Below are 21,386 nucleotides of genomic sequence, written 5' to 3'. Positions count from 1 at the left end.
AGGCATTGTATCTCGGACGGATTCCGCCGTTTGTTGGTTATAGAAGGGCCAACAGACGGAAATTATCGTTTCCATGCGTCTACCGGCTATCGGTGTGGCTTCAGTGACAACTGTTGTGACAGTTGCAGATGACGGAGACACATCCGAAAAACGCCGGTAGTGAACAGTGATGCCACTACCGACCGGCTATCCGGGACGTGAACCGGTTTATCCGCCGGGCGTCGGTGGCTTGATATCGCCCGCGTGTGGCGAGTTCGCCGCTGCAGGCTTTGCCCGTTCCAGACAGATGAGGTTCTCCCTGCCGAGACGGATCTTTACGACCTCGTCGTCGTCGACCATCCGCGACAGGAGGCGGCTGACCTTCGCTTTCGACCAGTCCGTCGCCTCGACGATATCAGTCTGGTGCAGACGGCCGTTCTCGACTTGCAGCATCAGTTTCACGAGCCGCGCGTCGGGGGTGAGTTCCCGGTCGGCTTGCTCGAAGGCTTCAGCCGCGGTGTCCGCGTCGACATCTGGACGGTCAGCTTCGGCAACCCTGTCCGTCGCTTCGATTTCACGGTTGACCGCGATTATCTCCCGGTCCAGTTCGAGGTGGCGATAGATGAACAGTCTGGCTGCCACGGACAGCTCCGTGACCCAGCCACGCCTGATTGATACGACTGTCAGCCCGATTCCAATGAGGAACCCAAGAAGCGAACTCGTCACCCAGGCCGGCGTCAGCACGCTGTTCGGGTTCGTTCCCCAGACGATTTCCTGCTGGTCGGTCAGGAAGTCACCGTCCGAGTCGGCTGCGAGCGGGTCCGTTCCAAGGCCTGAAATCTCGCGTCCGTCGCTGAGACCATCGCCGTCCGTATCGACGGTGGTCGGGGACGTGCCAGCCGCCAGTTCCTTTCCGTCGTTGAGGCCGTCACCGTCCGTATCGCTCTTGGTCGGTGCAGTTCCCGCTTCGAGTTCTGCCCCGTCTGTTACCCCATCTCCGTCGGTGTCTGCGACTGTCGGGTCCGTGCCTATGGCTAGCTCTCGCCCATCGGCGACTTCGTCATCGTCCGTGTCAGCCTGTACCGGGTTCGTGCCGATCTCCAGCTCCCGGCCGTCGGCGACGCCGTCGTCGTCCGTGTCTGCGTCGGTCGGGTCGGTCTTTCCGGACGCCTCTCGCTGGTCGGACAGTCCATCGCCGTCAGTATCGGCGACGGTCGGATTCGTCCCGAGTGACAGTTCGCGTTCGTCCGACAGCCCGTCGCCGTCCGTGTCGCCCTGTCGCGGGTCGGTTCCCTGTTGAATCTCAGCCCTGTCACCGACACCGTCTTCGTCAGTATCTGCGGCTGTTGGGACTGTCCCGTGCTGGTGGACCTCCGCACCATCCGTCAGCCCGTCGTCGTCAGTGTCAGCATCAGTGAGATTCGTCTCTTGGACCACCTCGTTGCTGTTGTTGAGCCCGTCGTCGTCAATATCACCGGCTCGCTGAATCGGCTGCAGAGACACCGACTGCCGATCTAGCGTGGTGTCAGCGCTCGTATTGTAAAGAGCGATAGAGAGATCATCGAGTCCCGCCGCCCCAGGAGTCGTGAGGGTCGCAGTTCCGTTCGGGCCGACCGACGTACAGTTCAACGACCCGTTCGCACGCGCACAGACCGAGAGGTTTTCTTGCGGCGAACTAACGGTCACTGCAATCCGATACTCGCTGACCTGCTCGCTGTCTATCTGCTCCCAGACGAACGCGGTTCCGTTCGGCCCGTCCGCAACAGCCTGTGTGGGCTCGGCCGACTGTATCGCTGGCACTGTTTCGTTGCCCGTCGCTGTGTATTCAGCATACTGCCCGGCGTCCGTTGCGGCAGCGACACCTACGGAGACAGACGCGACTGTCAAGAGGAGGAGTAAAGCGCAGATCCCGCTCACGATCCGGTGTCTCATACAGTACGAGTGTCACAGCGGGGCAATATCCTTTTTGGCACATAGCCTCCTTGTCACTTCTAGACACACTTGATGATTCAGTGATAGTTGTTGCTATGTCCCGACTGCTTACTCATCGGATAGTCCGAGCTCCGAGCCAACGACCTGATCCATCCCGCGCCGAATCCGCTGTGACATCGCCGATGGCGAAATGTCGAGTTTGTCCGCCAGTTCTGCCTGTGAGATGCCACGGGGCACGTCGAAGTACCCCTCTCTGTGTGCCGTCTCCAGTGCGACTTGCTGATCTGCGGTCAGCCCGCATGCACCGGCGTTTGCCTCTTCGGAGGTCCAGTACAGTCGGTCAAGTCTAAATGAGATATCCCGTTCAGAGCACTCGGATCGGAACTGCGACAGTGCTGCCCGCGACCGAAACTGTGCGTGTACCAGCCACTGTCCACCTGTCCCTTCGATGTCAAGCGCACGCCCACCAGCACGGACGAGTGAAGGCGTGACCCGGATGGCGCTGTCGGCCACCTCGACACGATAGACGCGGTTCGTTTCCGTCCAGTCTAACACGACGGGATCGCATACCGTGCTATCCCTCGCCAGTTCTGTTTCGAACTGGTCTAGGTGTTCACCCGTTACCTCTATCACCAGAAAACTCGACGTGCCGTCGCTAACCATCTGCTCCGGACGGACTGTCACGTCCGGACTGCTCTCGATTGCATCCGCCAAAATCAGTTCCGGGTGACTCAGGCACAGGTCGACGCAGAGACTTTTCTCCCGTGGTGTCCCATCCGTCTCCGATGGGCTTGCCGGCCCGTATCCAGCCCCATCGACTGGCTGGTTTGCCTCGGTTGCCGACCCCTGGTCGCCGGTGTTGCGCATGTGGACACCAGACGAATCGGGCACAAGGACATTGCCACTATACAGATAGTGTCTAAAAATCGAGAGGCTATATTAATAGTCACTTGGTGGAATCGCTTGCTTACTCACCTGTCGATATAGACTGATTTCTTTTGATAAAAAATCTCCACAGACCAATTTTGGGAGGCTCTACCGGTAGTATGGCTCAGAGAACGTCGATAGTCCCGCACAAGCAGCTGTATCACTGCTTAGATTATATCGGTATGGTACATTTCCACTTTCTGAGCGTGGGTGGTTGGGTGCAGTCCGGAATCGAGAACAGTCACACTCAAACAGGGAGGAAGACAACGAAACACCCAAACCACTCGGAAGAAATCCCTACAGCATGGCAGATAGTCGTTCGTCGACCCTCCTTGACGAGAATGGGAACCTTTTCGGCCTCGTCAACGTCGTCGATGCGCTAGCCGTCCTGCTCGTCGTTGCGGTCGTCACGGCAGGCGTTGCGCTCGTTCTCCAGCCGGAGTCAGAGTCACCGGAACCGAATACAACCAATGTCACCCTCGATCTCGGGACACAACCGTCGTACATCGTTTCTGAGATCACTGAAGGTGATACGTACAGTCCCGGCGGCGATTCGGAACTTACGATTACAGACGTTCACCTGACACCGCAGGACGATCAAACACGCGTCATCCTGCGAGCCACACTGCAGGGGTCACCCGATGGTGACAGCCTCACATACACGGATGCGCCCCCTCGCCTCGGCCGGGCACTGACTATCGCGACAAGTCGGTACGAAGTAAGCGGCCAGATTCGTGCTGTGGGTGGTGACAATAGCCTCGCCCAAGAGGACACGACTGTGGTTCTCAGGGACACCATGGCCACCGCCGAAGCCCAGGACGTTACCCCCGGTGACGAGATCCGACTCGCTGGCCGCACCGTTGCAACCATCGAAGACGTGGCTGCATACACAGCTGGAAACACAACTGAACAGACCGTCTTTGTCGAAGCTGATCTCGACACCCACACGCAGCAATCCGACCGCCGGTTCGGCGGTACCCAGGTCCGACGTGGCCAGACAGTCACACTCCCGGCCGAGGACTACACGCTTGATGGCCGTATAAAACAGGTCGGAAGCGGTCTCCAGCCGGCGACTACTGACGTGCTATTTGAGACGACTGTCGATGCCGAGACAGCTGATCGTATCGCTACGGGCGACGTCGCCACCGTTGCCGGGTATGAGGCAGCCGAAGTACAGACCGTTACTACGTATGCAACACGGAATCCCGACCGCAAGCGCGCGCTCGTCGGTCTCTCGCTGGCAACCATCGAAAGCAACGGTCGCCAGCAGTTCGGGAACGCCATAGTCCAGCGCGGGAACAACATCACTGTCTCGACTGAGAGCTACGACCTCTCCGGCACCATCGACCGCGTCGGTACACTCGAACCGCGCGGGACGCTCACCAATCGGACGGTCACCCTGCGGATGACCGACATGCGCGCGGACATGGCCGATGCGATTAGGCCCGGGATGACCGAAACCAGTGGCGGCCAGACGGTCGCTCGCGTGAGTCGCGTCAGTACTGAACCGTCCGTTATCATCACAACGGGCGAAAACGGCTCCGTCACCGTTGCCGACCACCCGTACCTACGCGATATTACCATCACGACCGAACTCCGAGTCCGTGAAACGACAAGCGGTGTCCAGTTCAAAGGCGAATCCATTCAGCAGGGCTCGACAGTGGTCATCAATTTGGGGACGATCACTATCGAAGCGACGGTCGTGAGTATCGGGCTCTGAACCACATCACAAACGGTATGTTGGATCACCCAAACCAGTGTATATCGGATGTCAGGGGAATCCGGGTCATTGAGCCCTATTGAAGCGGTCGGGAAGAAAGTCAGTGCGATTAGTGACGGGTCAAAGGTCATCAGTGCCGGGCGGGCGGTCAGTGCACGTACAGGTGAGTTTGTTCGGAAGTCGTATTGCTATCGCTGGCTCACGAAGGAACCTGACCCGGAAGTCATCATCATCGACCTTCGAGAGACGTATGCTGTTGGGCCCTTTATCGCACTGATGGACAGACTCATTCCACATATCAAGGACGCGTGGCGCCACTCGAAAGTGGGGCCGGTCACAAGACGTGTATTCGAGCGGGTTGCATCGGACGTGTTCGACCCACTTTCGGAGACGCAGGGCTATGAACTCGCAGTCGCTGTGTTGACACCGCCGGAGCCACCAGAAGAAACGCGCACTGGGGATGATGAGTCGGAGTCTACCAAAGACAACTCGTCCTGACGTCGCTTCACACTTCTGCTACCGTCAAAGTCGTGATAGTGTGAATGACTCAAGCTATCTATTCGGTTTTCATACTTCGAAAAACGACCGTTAATACACATATATCTGGGAATGTGGACACTTCATCAAATGATAGTCTGGCAACTCTATAGCACAATTTACCAATAGTACTGCTGATTACCCCCTAACTAGCAAGCACGGTTACGGGCGCGCTTGGCCCATTCGCACTACTGGCATGTCCGACCACCCACTTCTGTGATGGGATATCTCTCAACTGGCGAAGCCTATATCATTCACTCACACTTCCAATATCACTCTCTTTATTGTGGAGTATCTGCGGAGTGTGAACTAGATAGATAGCCGACAATAGCCGGTATGTGGCTATGATGAGGGTGATTCGGATTGTGATCGCTCGGGCAGCCGATCGCGGAGCGTGCTGAATGTCATCATCTGTGATAGCCCCGATTCGTCAATACAATACTGCTTGGGGGGTGTTCCAGAACTGTACGTTTTTTTTTTCGACTCGAGAGGATCCTTCGGGAGGATCGTTGAGCGCCTCGACAATGAGAGTCACAGCAGAGCGTGACGGGACAACCCAAATTACCTCCACAGGGCCACAGGCAGTCATCTTATCGAAATCCGCGGCGACTGCCTCGGCGACATCGTTGTTCAGATGCTCGGCTTCCCCGACAATGACAATCTCACCCTCAGCGTCAAGCCCAACGACATCGAATCGACGCTGATCGGTCCGGTCGGCAGCCTGCTCTGGATCGTCCGTCCCGTCCATGGCCGTCTCGACTGGGATGTGTGGTGACTTGCCCTGCCCGGGTTCATAGTAGCGAACCACCTCAACAACTGGTGACTCGAGGTCGTTGACGTATGCGTGCTCCATATACCGAGAGCTAACGGTGTCGACCCAGTCAGCGATAGCGGTCGTAACCTCCACATGTGGGAGGTCATCGAAGGTCTCAGACTCCGGATGGCCAGCGGGCAGTGATGGAGCGGTTATCTGGAACGGGTCAGGCTTTGAGGCACCATATGCGCCGGGAAGAGACACTAGCCACTCCCCTCGCGGGACTGATCCCAGTTTGTTCTCGATTTCGTCGGCAGTATACTTCTCAGTTGCAAGCGCCTCTGCCAGTGGCCGATCGCACTCAACCTGAGAGGCAACGACCGTGCCAACGTTGTTGAGCAGCCGCTCGTACGTGCCGGGAGATGTATGCTTGAATTGCGCAGGGAACTGAGTGATCAGGGTGAGATCGATGCCGAAACTCCGGCTTTGATCAAGCAACTCCCCGAGGAGGTCGAGCTCCTCGAAGGTAGCAGCTTCCTCGAGATACAGGTTGACCAGCGGCAGGTCGGTTTCGGTATCATTGGTATATCTGACTCGACGCTTGAGCGCGCTCCAGAGGTTCGACAGCACCACCTGCGTAATTGCCTGTTTCGTCTCCTGTGAATCGAACTCACCCATATCCAAGATTATCAGGGCGCCTTCGTCGAGCAGGTCCACGAGATCAAACCGCTCGGCTTCATCCTCAGGGAGATGATTGAATGGTGCACGGAGTCGGGCGTCTTGGGAGACCGTATCTAGTCGTGTCATCACCCCGCCCATGAGCTTCTGAAACGTCCGGTCACTGGTGTTGAGGAGAGTCGTGAGATTTCGCTCGAGTGTCTCATCGTCGACGGTCGGCATTGTCCGGTCATTTTGGAGTCGCATCGCCGCAGCCTTCAGATCAGCATGTGTGAAGGCATCGCTGCCATGCCGTACATCGAACTGCGCTTGCAACAAGAACCGGATTACATCCGGCGAACGGACGGCTGCATCATAGCTGTTCTCAGGCATGGGTGCCCGCAGTAGGCTGATGTACTGGTCAATGGTGTTTGCGACCGCACTGGAACGCGGAATGCCGGCCTCGAGTTCCGGTCGGATATCAAGTACAGAGAGTGCTGGTAGCGTTTCCGAGCACTCGAAATAGTACACGTTATCTAAGGAGCCATGACGGGCATAGTGTGATCGGAGCAACTCTGTAGCCATCTCATCACCTTTTGGGATGAGAGCGATATCCGCACCATTAGTCGATTCGCTGTTGTCCAATATGGCGTTTTCCGCGATACCAGCCTTCCCGCTGCCGGTGCTGCCGACGAGTAGCGTGTGTAGTTGCTGGAGCTTTGGCGGGAGGCAAACGGTTGTGTTTCGACGATTCCCTCGCTGTTGCGGACGCATCCAAGCGACGGTCCGTGCTGGTACGAATCAAGCATCTCCGGCGCTGGTGGCGTTGTAAACCCCGTCGTATCAGATTTAGTGTTGAGGGCGCGTCGAGTTGGATCGGTCAGGTCATCACTGTCAGGGAATATAATGCTCCCCAATTCTTTGTAGTCAACAACGAGCCCACGTGACATGTCTCGGTTGCTTGGAATCGGCCCCGGGACGTACTTGTATGTCGGGGTAACAATACGACGTTGTTGGATCGCCTCACGGACACGTTCGGTCTCTTCATGACACTTTCCGTTGATTTTGTAGTATTCGCCGCTTATCGTCCCCATAACCGAAGCCAGTCTGTCGGCGGTCAGAGGGCGTTACTACCGTCACCGATCAGCACCCGAATCGACACCGCAAACGCATCTGACTCTTTCGCCTCAAGATGAGACAGTCGGTTGCGGGATTCATAATCTAGCTCCTCCCTCGGTTTCTTTTCTGGAGGGGACCATATAACAGACCTAACAAGCGGTGCATTTGCCCGCTTGCAGTCTCGTTCGAGATGGAATTTAATATCCTGTTTTGTATAGCCGAGAGCTTGTCAGTGGGTTGAGCGCAAATCTGTAGCGGACAAGGTGTCTCGCTGTCTTGTAGTGCCTCGAGCATGGCTGTCATCGGATGTCGACTACTTGTGTCGTCGTGTGAGCCAAATGATTGGAGCTGCGTGAACCAATCGCTGTAGCACTGTAGCGCGCCGACTGCCTCCGCGGCGTAGGCCCAGTCCGGCGAGCGGAACTGCGACAACGGCGCACAGTTTGATTGTTGCTTGAGTTCGTAGCTGTTCGGAAACATCGTCCGGAGGTGTGTTTTGAGCGTTTCGGTGCCAAGCACTTCGTCTGTACCGACGTAATACTGCAACGCTGTCCCACTTTCCTGTGGATGTGCCGTCACCGTCCATTCGTATGTGTAAGGCTATGGCTCAGCCGCCAGCGGGAGTTGACTTCGCCACCCACTATCTGGTTGGAGTTGGCTCAGTGTTCGACATGCCTCAACGCCAGTTTGTGGATCTATACGATCATCAGAGGGTTCAACGAGAAAGTAATTCCCTGTGATGTCATTCGGAGTTGATATCAAAACAGTATCAAGCGAGGCGCTTGTTAACTGTTCGGTCACCAAAATCAGTCTTGATAATTTAATCGTGGGAAAATTCAATCGGGCACATAAGTTAGGCTTGGTTTCACCTCAAGTCTATATCGGTATGAGTGCGAACAGATATTCAGCGGGCATACTTACCCGGTAAATCATTTGCGTGTCCACTGAAAATGTGCATCAGAGAGAAAACACAGGCAGTGAATGAGCAGGACGGCCACATAGCGGGCGCACCGGCAGTAACACCTGACACACGTACCTGATGTCACAAACTATGTGTAGATTACAAGAAGTCAAGAGTCACCGGACCTGTGATCGCTCCCACACTGGTTCGTTCTCACGCTGACGTCCCTTGGAGAAGTAGAGTCTGGTGTGTCGGAGTCGATTGGAGAGGTATCGAGAGGTCGATTGCCTCGGGCCCCCTCACGGAGGATCGGGCGTTTGCTATTGCCGTCTGTTGCGAACTCAATGACACCGATCGCTTCGAGTTCCTTGAGATTCCGGTGAACCTCTTTATAATCGCGTTCGACGAGTCGAGCCGTCTCACGAATATTTCGGGGCGTTCACTGGCGGTGACGTCCAAGAGCTGTAGATTCAACCGACGCATAAGTCGTTCAACGTCGTCAAGCTCCTCAAAGTTGAGAATAAACGCTGGCTCCTGTTCGTCGAATTCTTCTCCAGCGTCTGCCCGCCGAAGTCGTTCGCGAACCGCTCGCTGGGTCTTCTCGCGCTGTCCATACGTGATTTTGAGTCTGTTCGTGGTCATGGACGGTCCTGAATTTCGTTCAACAATCGTCCACGGATCTCGACTATTTCAGGGAATTCGATTTTTTCGATGCCATCAGGCACGTTTGTGATGCTCGGGAGCCTGATTCTCGTTGTCGTAATGGAGAATGGCCCCCATCCATTAAGAAAGCCGTAGTCAAGGGCGTATCGGTACCCGCTTGGGTACGTGGGTCGTCAGTCTGGTAGGTGCTCCGCCAGACAATCGTCTCGCCTGTCCTGTCTTCGATGTTCTCAATGTGCTCAAACGCCATTCCTCATTCTACGGTATCTATTCCATCAAAATGAGTCTATGGGGGAGGCCAACCAAAGACTGAGAATTGACCTCTTCTGCGTGGACGCGAGGGAGTCTCGCTATGAGATTTTCCAGCAGGCTCATTGTACATGCGAGAAGTATTCAGTTGCGTGGCGGAGTGGCGCATAGAACGCATTCTCGGTGCGCCACAAAACATGTCTGGACACGAATGTCTGTTCGGAGCCGGGCACTGACGGTACAGCAACTGATCAACCACCGACAGGCAAGTCTCTCGAAATTCGGTACAGAGACTACAGTGGCACGCAGCGACGGGTGCGGTTTGAGCCGTGCCCGGATCGTCTCGGATGGGATCGGTATGAAGAAACGTGGACTGGCTGTCACTGGCGCCTAGTCGGTCGCGAACGGGTGACGACCTGTGGTGGCAAACCAGCGCGGGTGGACAGTGACACAATCGACAGAGATGATCTGAAGGGAGATAAAAAATCTAGTGAGTTTGATAAGCCAAATCGAGATGGTATATGAGCCGTGATCGACGTCAGTTGACTGAATCACATGACAATTACGTCCCCGCTGGAACCCAGTATTTCGATCTGTGATTCCGATTGACCAGTTCTGATTTCGGTAAAAAATCTTAACCAGGTTACACCTACAACTCGAATGTATATCAACAGCAGTCAAGATAGATGAGGACAAAAATCCAAGCTCGAAGAGCTACAAGTAGAGATTCGGCTTAAAACAACAAAGTCACTCAACAAGAAATCCTCTCAACACTGATTCAGTCAGCAGTTGACTCCCGCTCGGAGTTCGTTGATTCGTTCCGAAATGGAACAACGACCCTGAACGAAGCGGAGATTAAGGAATTCCACCAAAGAATGATTCTCTCCGATGTCGGAACAACAAAAGACGACATTGATCATATCCTGTACCGCTGAGCGTCTTCTCACCACTGGCGTGTTCCACGCCCATCGCGGCACCGACGCCAGTCGACACACGGTCGTACTGACACCCTGAGTGCCGTCTTTTCGTCTGCTGAATACAGTCAGGTGGTGACAAGTGACTACATCCACGACGGAACAGTCGCGCTGACGCAGATGTGGACGAGTTGTTGAAGCTGGTCTCGAAGTAGGGCGGCGCATCCGCGGATCAGGGTACCCTTCGGCTATCGAACTACTCCACTCGTCTCCAACTCTCTTCGGTTGTGCCGTGTCCACCTAATAGACCCAGCTGATCATGAACTCAGTTTCACCGACGCAATGACCGTCACGACGGTCGAATGCCCCGAGACAGAGTGTTGAGTTTCGACAGCGGCTTTGACGGAATCACCCCCTGACTTGTTCCGGACGCACTGACCTTCCAGTGATGCCGCTGCTACAGTCCACAGGCGTTGGAGAGTCTGTCGAGTGATATCAGGGGATTCGAGAGTGGAACGAGCCATCGGTACATTGTCGTCAGACAATCAGTCCCGGGTGTCATTCTGGTCGGCTCAGAGGCGAGCACGGAGGCCAACACGCTGAAGAGAGAGTACATTTAGTATGCTTTCCTCCTCTTCCTCAGAAAAGTACGAGGATATAATAGATGAGCCAGCGGATCAATAGAGCAAGAGGAGGTGAGCGCTCAATACCTAACCGTGTCGAGTGTTTCGCGTGTGGGGACTGCCTGAGGTGCGCTGACCGGGTAATCAATCGGCTGGATTCGCATATGATGGCGCCATTTGACGGAGTTTGAGTGAGTCAGACAGCGCCTCACCAAAACGGATAGAGAGTACATATTTGAACCACACCTCTGTCCCGAATGAAGCCGGGTCCAGTCATCGTGTAGTGGGCACTCACCCCATTGTGTCCAGTGTCTCTGAAGAGGAGATGGCTTCGGCTGTGTGTTCTGATCATGGAGGGAGATTATCCCACCCACCCCACTGTGTCCAGTGTCTCCGGTGGCAGTCAGGCGATCTCGCCTCAAGCAAGACTCAGTAGCTCCGGTCAAGACGTTGCTGTATTTGATCGGTAACTCCAACGATATCCATCGTTTCGCTAAGCGCCTCAACAAGGAGATCAGGATTCACATCAAGTGCGTACTCATAATATCGCCCTCCAACTTCACCCTTATTCCGCTCAACGCGATCGGCGATCCCCAGCATGGCGAGTTCGTTCAGGTGGTCGCGCATCCGCCGGGGAACGAGTGCATTTGTTGCTGCCCGGTCACAGATGACTTCGTATCGATCCTGAATCGTTCGCGCCCGAACTGGCGTGTCGCCCTCCTCGTGGAGCATCAGAAGTGCATACAGTACCAGATGGCCATGTTGTGTAAGTCCAGCAACGCCCTCAGCGATACGACTTCGTTCAAGCGCGGTTCGTGCAGCATCCACATGGGCTTCAGTGAGGTTCGTGGCGTTTTCCTCAACCGCAATGTCACCCGCTTCCATCAAGAGGTCAAGGCTCTAGCGGGCGTCGCCAGCGTCTTTTGCACCGAAGGCAGTACATTTTGCAATTACCTCCTGTGGGACGACGCTATCATAAAAAGCGATCTCAGCACGCTGGCGAAGGATATCGCGAAGTTCACTCGCGTCGTACGCTGGAAACTGAAGTTCCTTTTCACAGAGGCTCGATTGGACCTTCGAACTGAGTCGTTCGCGGTACTTAAAATCGTTTGAAATGCCAATGATGCCAACTCTGCATTGGCTAAGGTTTCCATTCGCTCGCGCACGGGGGATCTGGTACAAGATTGAGTCATCTTCAATATGTTCGACTTCGTCAAAAACGATGACAATCGTCCCACCGATGGAATCGAGTTCGTCCCAGAGCCACTCGTTTACCTGTCGTCGCGGGTACCCGGTCGGCTTTATTTGATTCGTAGGTGTACGGAGCTCATTCACCAGCTGGATTGCAACCTGATAGCTTGTGCTCAGGTCCTCACAGTTCGTCCGAATCGTTGTCACGTCGATATCGTACTCGGCCGCATCCGACTTCTGTTCGGCAAGAAGATAGCGTGTGCATGCGGTCTTGCCAACACCAGCTTTTCCGTATAAAAATGTTCGATGGTTGGTCGCCGTTGATTACCGGCTGCAACGCGGCAATATACTGCTGTAGCTCCTCATCACGCCCTACAATTTCTTTAGGCCAGCCGACTGTTAAAATCAAATATCATTCTGGAGGGAAAGTCAATAAACTACCCAAGTTTGTCGTTGCTGCGAAAATAAACATTTATTCGCGTTCTCTGCTCTGTCCATTATAGACCGTATTAGAATGAGGCTAAGGAATTAGTGAGGTCTGTATTGCCGAGGCAGATGCTTCTATCGAATAACGTGAATACAGTACACCTTTTACGATAGCCCAGTTCGGATTGGATAATGCAAATTCCTGTCACCAGCGGTGCCGGGTTCATCGGCGGCCATCCTGCAAGGCTCTTCGTCATTGATGATCACGACGTCGTCGTCTTGAACAATTTCGGTCCCTTCTACGGTACACCAGAGAGAAAATACACCGTCGAACTCTGCCAAAACCGCGCCGGCAAGGGCGACAGCTCTTATCGCCTCGCTGAAGGCGACGTCCGAGACGCCGACAGCTCAAAGCCCTCAGAGTTGATCGGCTACAAGCTACGTCAAGCGATCCGGGAGGGCGTCGCGGAATCCGTCGAGTGGTACCGATTGAATCGAGAGTGGTACGAGCCGTGGATTCTGGAGGGTTGACAATGCGTATTCTTCGCGTGGCACAAAACCTGTATCCCGAGGTACCCGGCGGTGGGACCTACCATGTCCACGCAATGAGTCGCGATCAGGCAGCGATGGGGCACGACGTAACGGTGCTGACAGTCTCGGACGACGAGAGTTTGCCACGGTATGAAGAGAGGGACGGATACACGGTGGTGCGTCGATCACCGTCGGTCGAATTAATAGGCAATTCTATCTCACTGAACGTGGCACGGTTCCTTCGTGAGACTTTCGATTTCGACGTGATACATGCTCACTCGCACCTGTATTTCTCGACGAATCTGGCGGCATTGAAGCGACGACTGGGCGATATTCCACTGGCAATTACGAATCACGGACTCTACTCGCAGAACGCACCCAAGTGGCTGTTCGACCTGTACCTGCGGAGCATAGGGCGCTGGACCTTCAACCGAGCTGATGTGGTTTTCTGTTACACTGACGAGGATCGTGACCGGGTGCGGGAGTTCGGTGTCAATTCCCGGATAGAGGTCGTCCACAACGGGATCGACACCGAGCGGTTCCGGCCCAATGGTCCCGAGAGCGACCGGATCGATCACGATGGGCCCGTAGTACTGTTCGTCGGGCGGTTGGTTGAGGGCAAACGGCCCGGCGACGCGGTGGCGGCGGTCTCGCAACTATCTGAAGAGCGGAACGCGAAACTGTACGTGGCCGGCGAGGGACCGCTGCGGTCCGGGAGGGACGAGGACCATGCCGAGTTCCTCGGACAGCTTCCCTACGAGGAAATGCCGGCGGTGTACCGGGCCGCGGACGCGCTGATCTTGCCCAGTCGTGCCGAGGGGTTGCCCCGGACAGTGCTGGAGGCGATGGCCTCGGGCGTTCCGGTCGTGGTCAGCGATCTGGAGCAGGTTGCGTCCGTTATCGGCGACGGCGGCGTGATCGTACCTGTCGGCGACGTCCCTGGGTTCGTTGAGGGACTCGAGACGGTAATCGACGGTGGTGTGGCCGATCCGCGGGTGCAGGTTGAGGGACAGTTCGACTGGGCGGAAACCGTCGAGCGGACGACGATGGTTCTGGAAGGGTTGTGTAGCGATGGCGGGTGCCGTCGAAACGGTGGTGAACTGTGAGGATCGTCGAGTGGGTGCCCACATGACGAATACTCCTGCAGATATCCAAGGTCCTCCAAGCTGTCCTTCGCATTCGCAGACATTGTCGTCATCCCGGCTGGGTCGGCCTGTTCGAAGGAGTCGGGGCACTCGTCTAATGTTATGCCGAGTTCGGCGACAATGTCTTCGTGTGTCTGATAGGTCAGTTGTTTCGTCGTAATCGACCGGACCGCTGTAGAGTTCCGTCGTGCCGTCCGCGTCGCAAATGTACTTGTAACGGTCCGTGCGGATCGTTCTGGGCGAGAGGTAGTGTTCAGGGAGACCTCAGGATGAGGATGAGAGTACACCAGAATCGACCATCCGATTGTGCCATCTGGCGAAGACATAGGCACTCCAAAGGAATTTGCTATGGTCGTGGTTGCCATCCACATGTTCGTCACAGACATCCAGCACTTCTCTGTGGTTGAATAGTTTGCTATCCATTCCTGTGATCGTATCACGAAACTCCCCGGCAAGCTCGTTCTTAAACCACTCGCCAATTGGCATATCGAATCCTTGCTTGTTTCGTTCTAGGATCGAGTCCGGTAAACGATCCTCGAAAGCACGCTTTAGCACGCGCTTTTGTTTAGTTCGAGTGATCTTGTACTCACTTGGGAGCGACAGAGCATACTCAACGATAGCTCGATCAAGGAACGGTACACGGACTTCGAGAGAATTATACATACTCGCAAGGTCGGTCTTCTGGAGGATCTGGTTCGGGAGCCCGAACCGCGTATCAACCGCCAGAATCCGGGACATATCGTCGCGCCTGTTCTCTGGAAGGGTTGTTACATGATGTCGGTGTTCCTCCCGCATGCGTTCCTCTCCGGCTACGACCGGGCTACCGGTAGTCAGCGTCCGTTCAGTGTCCTCGGAGCAAATTCGATTCCACTCGAAGTGGCGATCGGACACGATCTCCTCATCACCACGGATGAATTTCTGCGCTTTGCGAACGAGTTCTCCACGGTGGCCGGATCGAGAGGCTTCCAGCCCGTTGATAGCAGGCGTAATCAGATTTGCCCGGAGAGACCTCGGAAGACTGCGATAATACTTGGAGTAGTACTCCCCGCGGTACTTGCTGTACCCGGCAAAGAGTTCATCAGCACCGTCTCCCGAAAGTGCGACTTTGACGTTCTGGCTGGTTTCGCGCGAGACGATGTAAGTCGGGATGAGCGACGGATCCGCGAATGGTTCTCCAAGCCTGTCTAGCACGGTCGGGATCGTGTCCCGAACATCGTCCGGGGTCACGGTGAACTTAGTGTGGTCGGTGCCGTGGAAATCAGCGACTTCACGGGCGGCCCACGACTCATCAAAGAGCGACTGATCGAAACCGACTGTGAACGTCCGAACTTGCTCGTCGATCAGCTCGGCCATCGTCCCAACGATGATGCTTGAGTCGATACCGCCACTCAAAAATGCGCCCAGTGGAACGTCACTCATCAGCCGTCGTTCGACGGCGTCGTCGATTCGACTTCGGAGTGTGTCGACAGCGTCCTCGAAAGACGGCTCCCGCCGTTCGATAGATGGCGTATAGAACTGTTCGTGAGTCCGATCACCATCGTCGATGATGACGAGTTCGCCGGGCTCGACCTTCCGGACGTTGTTGAATATCGTTCGCGGTGCGGGAATCTGGCCGAACGCAAAATACTCTGAGATAGCTTGTTGGTTGAGGCCGCCATGATCGATGCTGGATTCGAGGAGCGCCGGGAGTTCTGAGGCAAAGGCGGTCGTATCGCCATCGTCAGCAAGCAAGAGCGGTTTGATACCCATGCGGTCCCGAGCGAGGAGGAGCCGGTCTTTGTCGGTATCCCAGATGGCAAAGGCAAACATCCCGCGCAAGTATTTGACGAACGATAGTCCATGTTCTTCGTAGAGGTGGACCAGAACCTCAGTATCGGTGTCGGTGTCAAAGGTGTGTCGCGGTTCGAGATTGTTTCGCAACTCAGGATAATTATATATCTCGCCGTTGAAGATGACGCTGATAGTTTCGTCCTCGTTGAAGATCGGTTGACGACCGGTACCGAGACCCACGATGCTCAAGCGGCGATGTGCAAGTCCAACCGGCCCATCGAAAAAGTAGCCTGACTCGTCCGGGCCCCGATAGTTGAGGCAGTCGTTCATCTGTTCTAGAATCCGTGTGTCCGGGGAGTTACTCGTCGAATAGAGGCCAGAAATTCCACACATTGAGATGAGTCAGATTTGTATGGTCCAATATATAAAGACCATCATTGGAGGTATCCGAGGTCTTCCAGCCGAGATCTTGTGTCATCGTCCATCAAAACGTCTTCCGATCGTTCTGTTTTTTCGAACGAGTTGAGCCACTCGTCTAATGTCGTATCGAGCTTCTCAACAACGTCTGGCTTGGTGTCCACAAGATTGGTCTGCTCGTCGGGATCGTCCCGGATGTCATATAGTTCGTGGGTGCCGTCAGAACCACGGATGTACTTGTACTGATGTGTGCGGATCGCTCTGAGAGCGCGATCGTATTCATAGATGTGTTCCGGTAGATCGCCGATTTTAGTTTCCAAGGCGTCCATGGATGGCTGTGGTGCTATGTACTCGGCAGTGACGTACTCGCGGGATTGGTTGGTGTCGGGATGAAACGAGATGCCCTGGAATTGGTCGTGCGCTTCTGGGGCGTCGATATTGATTGTATCAAGAATCGTCGGAGCAATATCGATTAATTGGACGAGATCTTTCCGGACATTATCCTCGAAGGGGCCACCGTGCACGTACAGCGGGACATGCAACAGTGTATCATAAAGTGCATATTGGTGGTCCATCAGACCGTGTTCGCCAATGTTTTCACCGTGGTCGCTCGTAACAATGAACAGTGTGTCGTCCCACTCTCCCTCAGCTTTAAGCAGATTAATAGTCGCTTCGATTTTCTCTTCGAGATAGGAAATCTCGGCTTGGTACAGTGCCCGAAGAATCTCGAAGTTTTCGTCGGTCATCTCAACGGTACCAGCAATGTATCCCCAAGCGTCCTGTGGGGTCTCCATTGCGTCTTCGTAAGTAATGCCTTCGGGCAGGTACTGTTTTGCATGTGCTTCTGGCGGCCGGTACTCAAGATGTGGTTCGAGATAATTGACGAATAGAAAGAACGGACGTGAATCGTCTCTACTCGTGAGCCAATCTTTGATCCATTTGTTGGTGCGAGCAGCGCCATCGTCGTTTGCACGACGGAAGAACTGGCCATAGACTGCGTTTAATATATTTGCTATCGGATTTCCATCCAAAACAGCTTTCGTTGCTTTTTTGAACATATCAAGCCCGTTTTCCATCTGAGCGATTTTCCCGAGGTCGGTAGTGGTTTGGACATACTGCCAGTTCTTATAGAAGGTATCAAAGCCACGACCGAAACCGAATTCCTCGCTGATCCAGGTGTTGTTTGAGACGGCAACGGTCTCATAGTCGTGAGTTTGGAGAATTTCAGGGAGTGTGATGAGATTGTTGTCAAGGTGCTTGTGACCTGCGTGTGCGCCATGTTTCGATGGGGTGGTTCCAGTGAAGATAGACGCGTGGGAAGGGAGAGTCCAGGGGGCAGATGTGAAGGCCTGAGTAGCACGTGTTCCCAATATATGGTCGTTAAAATGCGAAGAGACCGGAAAGTCATGATATCGGAGCGTATCAGCAATCAATATGACAATATTGTGTTCAGGCATACTTGTGGCTATATGGGATGTCGTGTTAGGCCCAATCCATTGGAACAGAATATACTTTACTTTTCACAGGCTATGTCCGACATCACAACGATGGACTCCCAGATACGAGTTGTGTTTTTTCATATAGGTAGTGGAAAGTTGGGTGGCGGTGAAAAAATGTTGCTACGTCTGTTAGATTCAATCGACAAACATCGATTTAAACCCACCATACTCACACAGACCGAAAACGAACTGTGTGAGCGCGCTAGGGAACGAGACATTGAGGTTGCAGTAGTCCCATTTCGCGGGAGTCTCGATACATATAATCGCACTTTGCTATCTAATCCCTTGCTTCAGTTCCCAGCACTATTTCGGATCGCTCAATTTAATCGAGACGCAAAACCTTGTCTCGACAGAGCAGATGTCATATGGTGCCAGAATATGCGTGCAGTGCTGACACTATTCCCATACCTTAACTTGAGCCGAACGCCTGCAATATGGAATATCGGACTCGGAATAGAAGACGATGGGATAGTAAAAAAGCTTCAGTGGATATCATTGCGGACAGTCGATCACGTATTCATTGAATCCAAGGAACAAGCAAAGCATGTCTTTGGTGAAAATCGGTTCAAACACCACAAAGACAAATTCACAATATTCCATAAAGGTATTGACACTAATAAATTTGACCCGACGCGGTTCCAGCCTCCGAATGATATAATACGGATCGGGACTGCTGCCTCACTAACGCCGCGCAAAGGCTTGAGATATCTTATTGAGGCACTGCCTGCAGTACTTGAAAGACAACGAAATGTAGTACTTCGGATTGCGGGGGAAGCTCCGGACGGGCACAAAGCTCACAAGCAGGAACTGCGATCTAAAGTACATGAATTGGGAATCGAAGAATGCGTAGAATTTATGGGATGGGTCGACGATATGCCTCAATTCTTAAGCGCTCTTGATGTTTTCGTGTTGCCGTCATTGAACGAGGGTATTCCGGGAGCAGTCCGGGAGGCAATGGCAATGAAAGTTCCAGTCATTGCAACAAATGTCGGTGGAACGGCTGATATCGTGATCGATGGTGAGACTGGATATCTTATACCTCCTAAAGATTCGCAAGCGATTGCTGATCGTATCATACAGATTCTCTCTGACGAGAGGACTGCACAGCAGATGAGCGAGAGAGGATATAAACGTATCCAAGATAAGTTCTCTCTCAAGGCATATGTTGAGGATTATGAGAGATTTCTCTCTAATATTCATTCCCGGTATGATGATTCATTAGATTGATTTCTTGAGGAAATAGACAGCCTCGGATACTTCATATTTGAAACGGTGATACTCATCCAAACTGCTATTAGCGGAAGTATTGGCAACATTTTCCGGAGGATATTCTCTCCAGCTGTGCCAAATCCATATGGTAAACCGCGCTGGAAGACGGTATAGCGGTATGCAACAGATACAATTACCAATGAATAAATCAAAATTCCAGCGGTCAATATAAGATAATGATTTCGGAGTTTTCGACTTGTTACCGCAAATCGCCCTGATATAAATAGGCCACCTGCATACAGAACTGCTTCTATCAATCGCGGAATTAATCTTGGAGTCAACCAATTTTCAATCTGGACAGGATGTGGACTCACAAAAAAGTATCCAAAGACTAGAATTGAGTTGAATAGTGTGACTATATTACCAGTATATATCAGCGTAAATATAGCGCTTCCAAAGAGTCCGATTCCAAGTAGTAATGGACTCCACATAATCGTTGCAATGTAGATGCTGATAATTGCTATTGAATAAAGACGTATCGATGTAGCAACTAACACTACGATAAGAAACATTATAGCTCGTTTGCGAAAGAAAAGGTACGTAGCTAACATACAAAGAAAAACACTCGTTATATCCTTCAAGAATGTACTTGACCAGTACATTGCAGTTGGACTTAATAGTAACATAGCCGATACTATGCCCGGGGACACATTAGCAGATTCTGTAAGATAATATTTAATGAGTTCTTTAAATAGAAGAACTGTAGTGACCCATAAGACCATATTTATGACCACAAATACGGCTGGTGATTCAAACCCATACGATTTGTACAGAGGAAGGTAAAATGCAGGGAACGTTTGCATAGAACTCTTTAATAATGAGATATCCTCCTGAGCCAACTGGATAAGGTGCACTAAATATTCACTAATTGTCCCAAAGTTTCTCACTCGCCCATAATATTGAGCCGCATCGGGAGAAGGTAGTGGAGTAGAATTAAATACTAAATTCAGGAGGGTACCTACAAGATATACAACAGCCGAACCAACAAACAGTGGGGAAGAAGTATAGTAGAATCTATATATGTAGTATGCTATCACGCCGGAAGTGGCTACAATGGCAGCTTTTGGAAAAATCAAAAAAAACGGGGCAGTAAGCGAAAGAACAATAACCGACAAGACTATTGGGATGGTAAAACTGGTGTATGTTATAAAATGGAGCGCGATCGCTGAAAAAAGAACCACAATAGCACCAATCCACATTTCCAACCCGGTTATAATAGTGAATATTCCATATGTAAGAATGAATACGAGTGGGAAAAACACGGCAACATTTGGAATATTCTTGTTATCATTTATCTCCCTCTTTGATCGCTCAGACGGCTTGCCACTTCTCATTAATTATCCCGTTCCCTCTTAATTCTACCAGCCAGCCAACCGCAAATTTGTTTTAAACCTTCTAATATATATTTCCCGCTTTTGACAGTTGCTAATGATGATCTGAGAACTAAACAAAAGGACATCAGATCGTATTTCCCTGCCAGATAACCCTGTTCCCAGCTCGGTGGGTGACGGCCCATATTATCATGTCTATAGATAGATTGATGATTGTATACCCATAGCCACCCATTCTCTTCAACATACTTCCGGATATACTCATCCTCCAATACCGTGATTTCCTTCGGAATATTAATTCCGTCTACTGTTTTCCGGCGAAGAAGTGTGGCATGAGTACCAGACCGGTGAGATCGCCATCTAACCCAGTTAGAGTTGTGTTTTGATGTATTTGTCTTCTTTATTCCTTGTACCCCTCCAACAAGGGGGGCAGCAGCGGCAGCAAGATTGGAGAGATATGCTGGCTCAATTCGAACATCGTCGTCAAGAAATAGAATCCAGTCTGCACTGGCTTTTGAGACCGCAAGTTTGCGGGCCTCGGAAAGGTTAGTTTTTTCACAGAATATGGATATCTCCCACCCATATTCTTCCGCAGCCTCTTGTGCAATTTTTACCGTTCCATCTTCACTATTATTATCAATGATATATAGGCAAGATATATCGACAAGAGACTTATCTTCACTCTGTGCGAGATGATCCAATGATGTTCTCAAGACCTGTTCACTATTCCAAGTTGGAATGCAAACATCGATCTCGTTGACTGTACTGGGAGAAATCTCTAAATCGGTCATAATATCGTTGACGACGTATGGTTACGCACGTAAGCACTAAT

General features: G+C 52.7%; 13 protein-coding genes and 1 pseudogene. 5 read left to right on the top strand and 9 right to left on the bottom strand.

Annotated features, from left to right (window positions below; all coding sequences use genetic code 11):
• Nucleotides 1-207: 207 nt before the first annotated feature.
• Together C444_RS05975 and C444_RS05970 are read right to left on the bottom strand one after the other, a co-directional pair.
• A complete protein-coding gene (locus tag C444_RS05975) occupies nucleotides 208-1,911 on the bottom strand; it encodes a helix-turn-helix transcriptional regulator (RefSeq protein WP_004591588.1) in 1,704 nt (567 codons plus the stop codon).
• Between the two features lie 108 nt (nucleotides 1,912-2,019).
• Entirely contained in the window at nucleotides 2,020-2,778 is a 759-nt protein-coding gene (locus C444_RS05970) for a helix-turn-helix domain-containing protein (protein WP_004591587.1), read from the bottom strand.
• A 364-nt stretch (nucleotides 2,779-3,142) separates the two neighbouring features.
• Here C444_RS05970 and C444_RS05965 point away from each other — a divergent pair, with 364 nt between their 5' ends.
• Together C444_RS05965 and C444_RS05960 are read left to right on the top strand one after the other, a co-directional pair.
• Nucleotides 3,143-4,558: a DUF4330 family protein gene (locus tag C444_RS05965; protein ID WP_004591586.1), complete on the top strand. Its 1,416-nt coding sequence runs from the start codon at nucleotides 3,143-3,145 to the stop codon at nucleotides 4,556-4,558.
• Between the two features lie 48 nt (nucleotides 4,559-4,606).
• Entirely contained in the window at nucleotides 4,607-5,056 is a 450-nt protein-coding gene (locus C444_RS05960) for a hypothetical protein (RefSeq protein WP_049909174.1), read from the top strand.
• A gap of 469 nt (nucleotides 5,057-5,525) precedes the next feature.
• Here the strand turns inward: C444_RS05960 and C444_RS05955 are convergent, their stop codons facing one another.
• The 3 genes and pseudogenes from C444_RS05955 to C444_RS23030 form a co-directional block, all read right to left on the bottom strand.
• On the bottom strand, nucleotides 5,526-6,899 hold the full coding sequence (locus tag C444_RS05955; protein WP_152420771.1) for a type IV secretory system conjugative DNA transfer family protein: 1,374 nt from the start codon (nucleotides 6,897-6,899) through the stop codon (nucleotides 5,526-5,528).
• Nucleotides 6,900-8,695: 1,796 nt separating this feature from the next.
• Nucleotides 8,696-8,953 carry an HVO_A0114 family putative DNA-binding protein gene (locus tag C444_RS23230; protein WP_455549916.1) on the bottom strand — a complete coding sequence of 86 codons (258 nt, stop codon included), beginning with the start codon at nucleotides 8,951-8,953 and terminating at the stop codon, nucleotides 8,696-8,698.
• 2,451 nt (nucleotides 8,954-11,404) lie between these two features.
• Nucleotides 11,405-12,575, bottom strand: a pseudogene (locus C444_RS23030) (orc1/cdc6 family replication initiation protein).
• A 209-nt stretch (nucleotides 12,576-12,784) separates the two neighbouring features.
• Between C444_RS23030 and C444_RS05935 the strand changes: the two are divergent.
• Both C444_RS05935 and C444_RS05930 read left to right on the top strand, forming a co-directional pair.
• Nucleotides 12,785-13,123, top strand: a complete 339-nt coding sequence (locus tag C444_RS05935) for a Rossmann-fold NAD(P)-binding domain-containing protein (RefSeq protein ID WP_004591580.1) — start codon at nucleotides 12,785-12,787, stop codon at nucleotides 13,121-13,123.
• Between the two features lie 2 nt (nucleotides 13,124-13,125).
• Nucleotides 13,126-14,229 (top strand): glycosyltransferase family 4 protein, encoded by a 1,104-nt coding sequence (locus C444_RS05930; protein ID WP_004591579.1) that lies wholly within the window; start codon nucleotides 13,126-13,128, stop codon nucleotides 14,227-14,229.
• A 303-nt stretch (nucleotides 14,230-14,532) separates the two neighbouring features.
• Here C444_RS05930 and asnB read toward each other — a convergent pair whose 3' ends face one another.
• Both asnB and C444_RS05920 read right to left on the bottom strand, forming a co-directional pair.
• A complete protein-coding gene (gene asnB, locus C444_RS05925) occupies nucleotides 14,533-16,431 on the bottom strand; it encodes an asparagine synthase (glutamine-hydrolyzing) (protein ID WP_080509677.1) in 1,899 nt (632 codons plus the stop codon).
• A gap of 41 nt (nucleotides 16,432-16,472) precedes the next feature.
• Nucleotides 16,473-17,912, bottom strand: a complete 1,440-nt coding sequence (locus C444_RS05920; RefSeq protein ID WP_004591577.1) for a sulfatase — start codon at nucleotides 17,910-17,912, stop codon at nucleotides 16,473-16,475.
• 420 nt (nucleotides 17,913-18,332) lie between these two features.
• On the opposite strand from C444_RS05920, the gene C444_RS05915 reads away from it, so the two are divergent.
• Nucleotides 18,333-19,181: a glycosyltransferase family 4 protein gene (locus C444_RS05915; protein ID WP_004591576.1), complete on the top strand. Its 849-nt coding sequence runs from the start codon at nucleotides 18,333-18,335 to the stop codon at nucleotides 19,179-19,181.
• Here C444_RS05915 and C444_RS21685 read toward each other — a convergent pair.
• Both C444_RS21685 and C444_RS21000 read right to left on the bottom strand, forming a co-directional pair.
• Entirely contained in the window at nucleotides 19,151-20,557 is a 1,407-nt protein-coding gene (locus tag C444_RS21685; protein ID WP_152420769.1) for a hypothetical protein, read from the bottom strand. The two genes, C444_RS05915 and C444_RS21685, sit on opposite strands and share 31 nt — an antisense overlap.
• A complete protein-coding gene (locus C444_RS21000) occupies nucleotides 20,557-21,345 on the bottom strand; it encodes a glycosyltransferase family 2 protein (protein ID WP_080509676.1) in 789 nt (262 codons plus the stop codon). The genes C444_RS21685 and C444_RS21000 overlap by 1 nt, the downstream gene beginning before the upstream one ends.
• Nucleotides 21,346-21,386: the final 41 nt, after the last annotated feature.

The organism is Haloarcula japonica DSM 6131 (genome assembly GCF_000336635.1).
GTDB lineage: Archaea > Halobacteriota > Halobacteria > Halobacteriales > Haloarculaceae > Haloarcula > Haloarcula japonica.
This window is presented reverse-complemented; position numbering and strand designations above follow the sequence as displayed.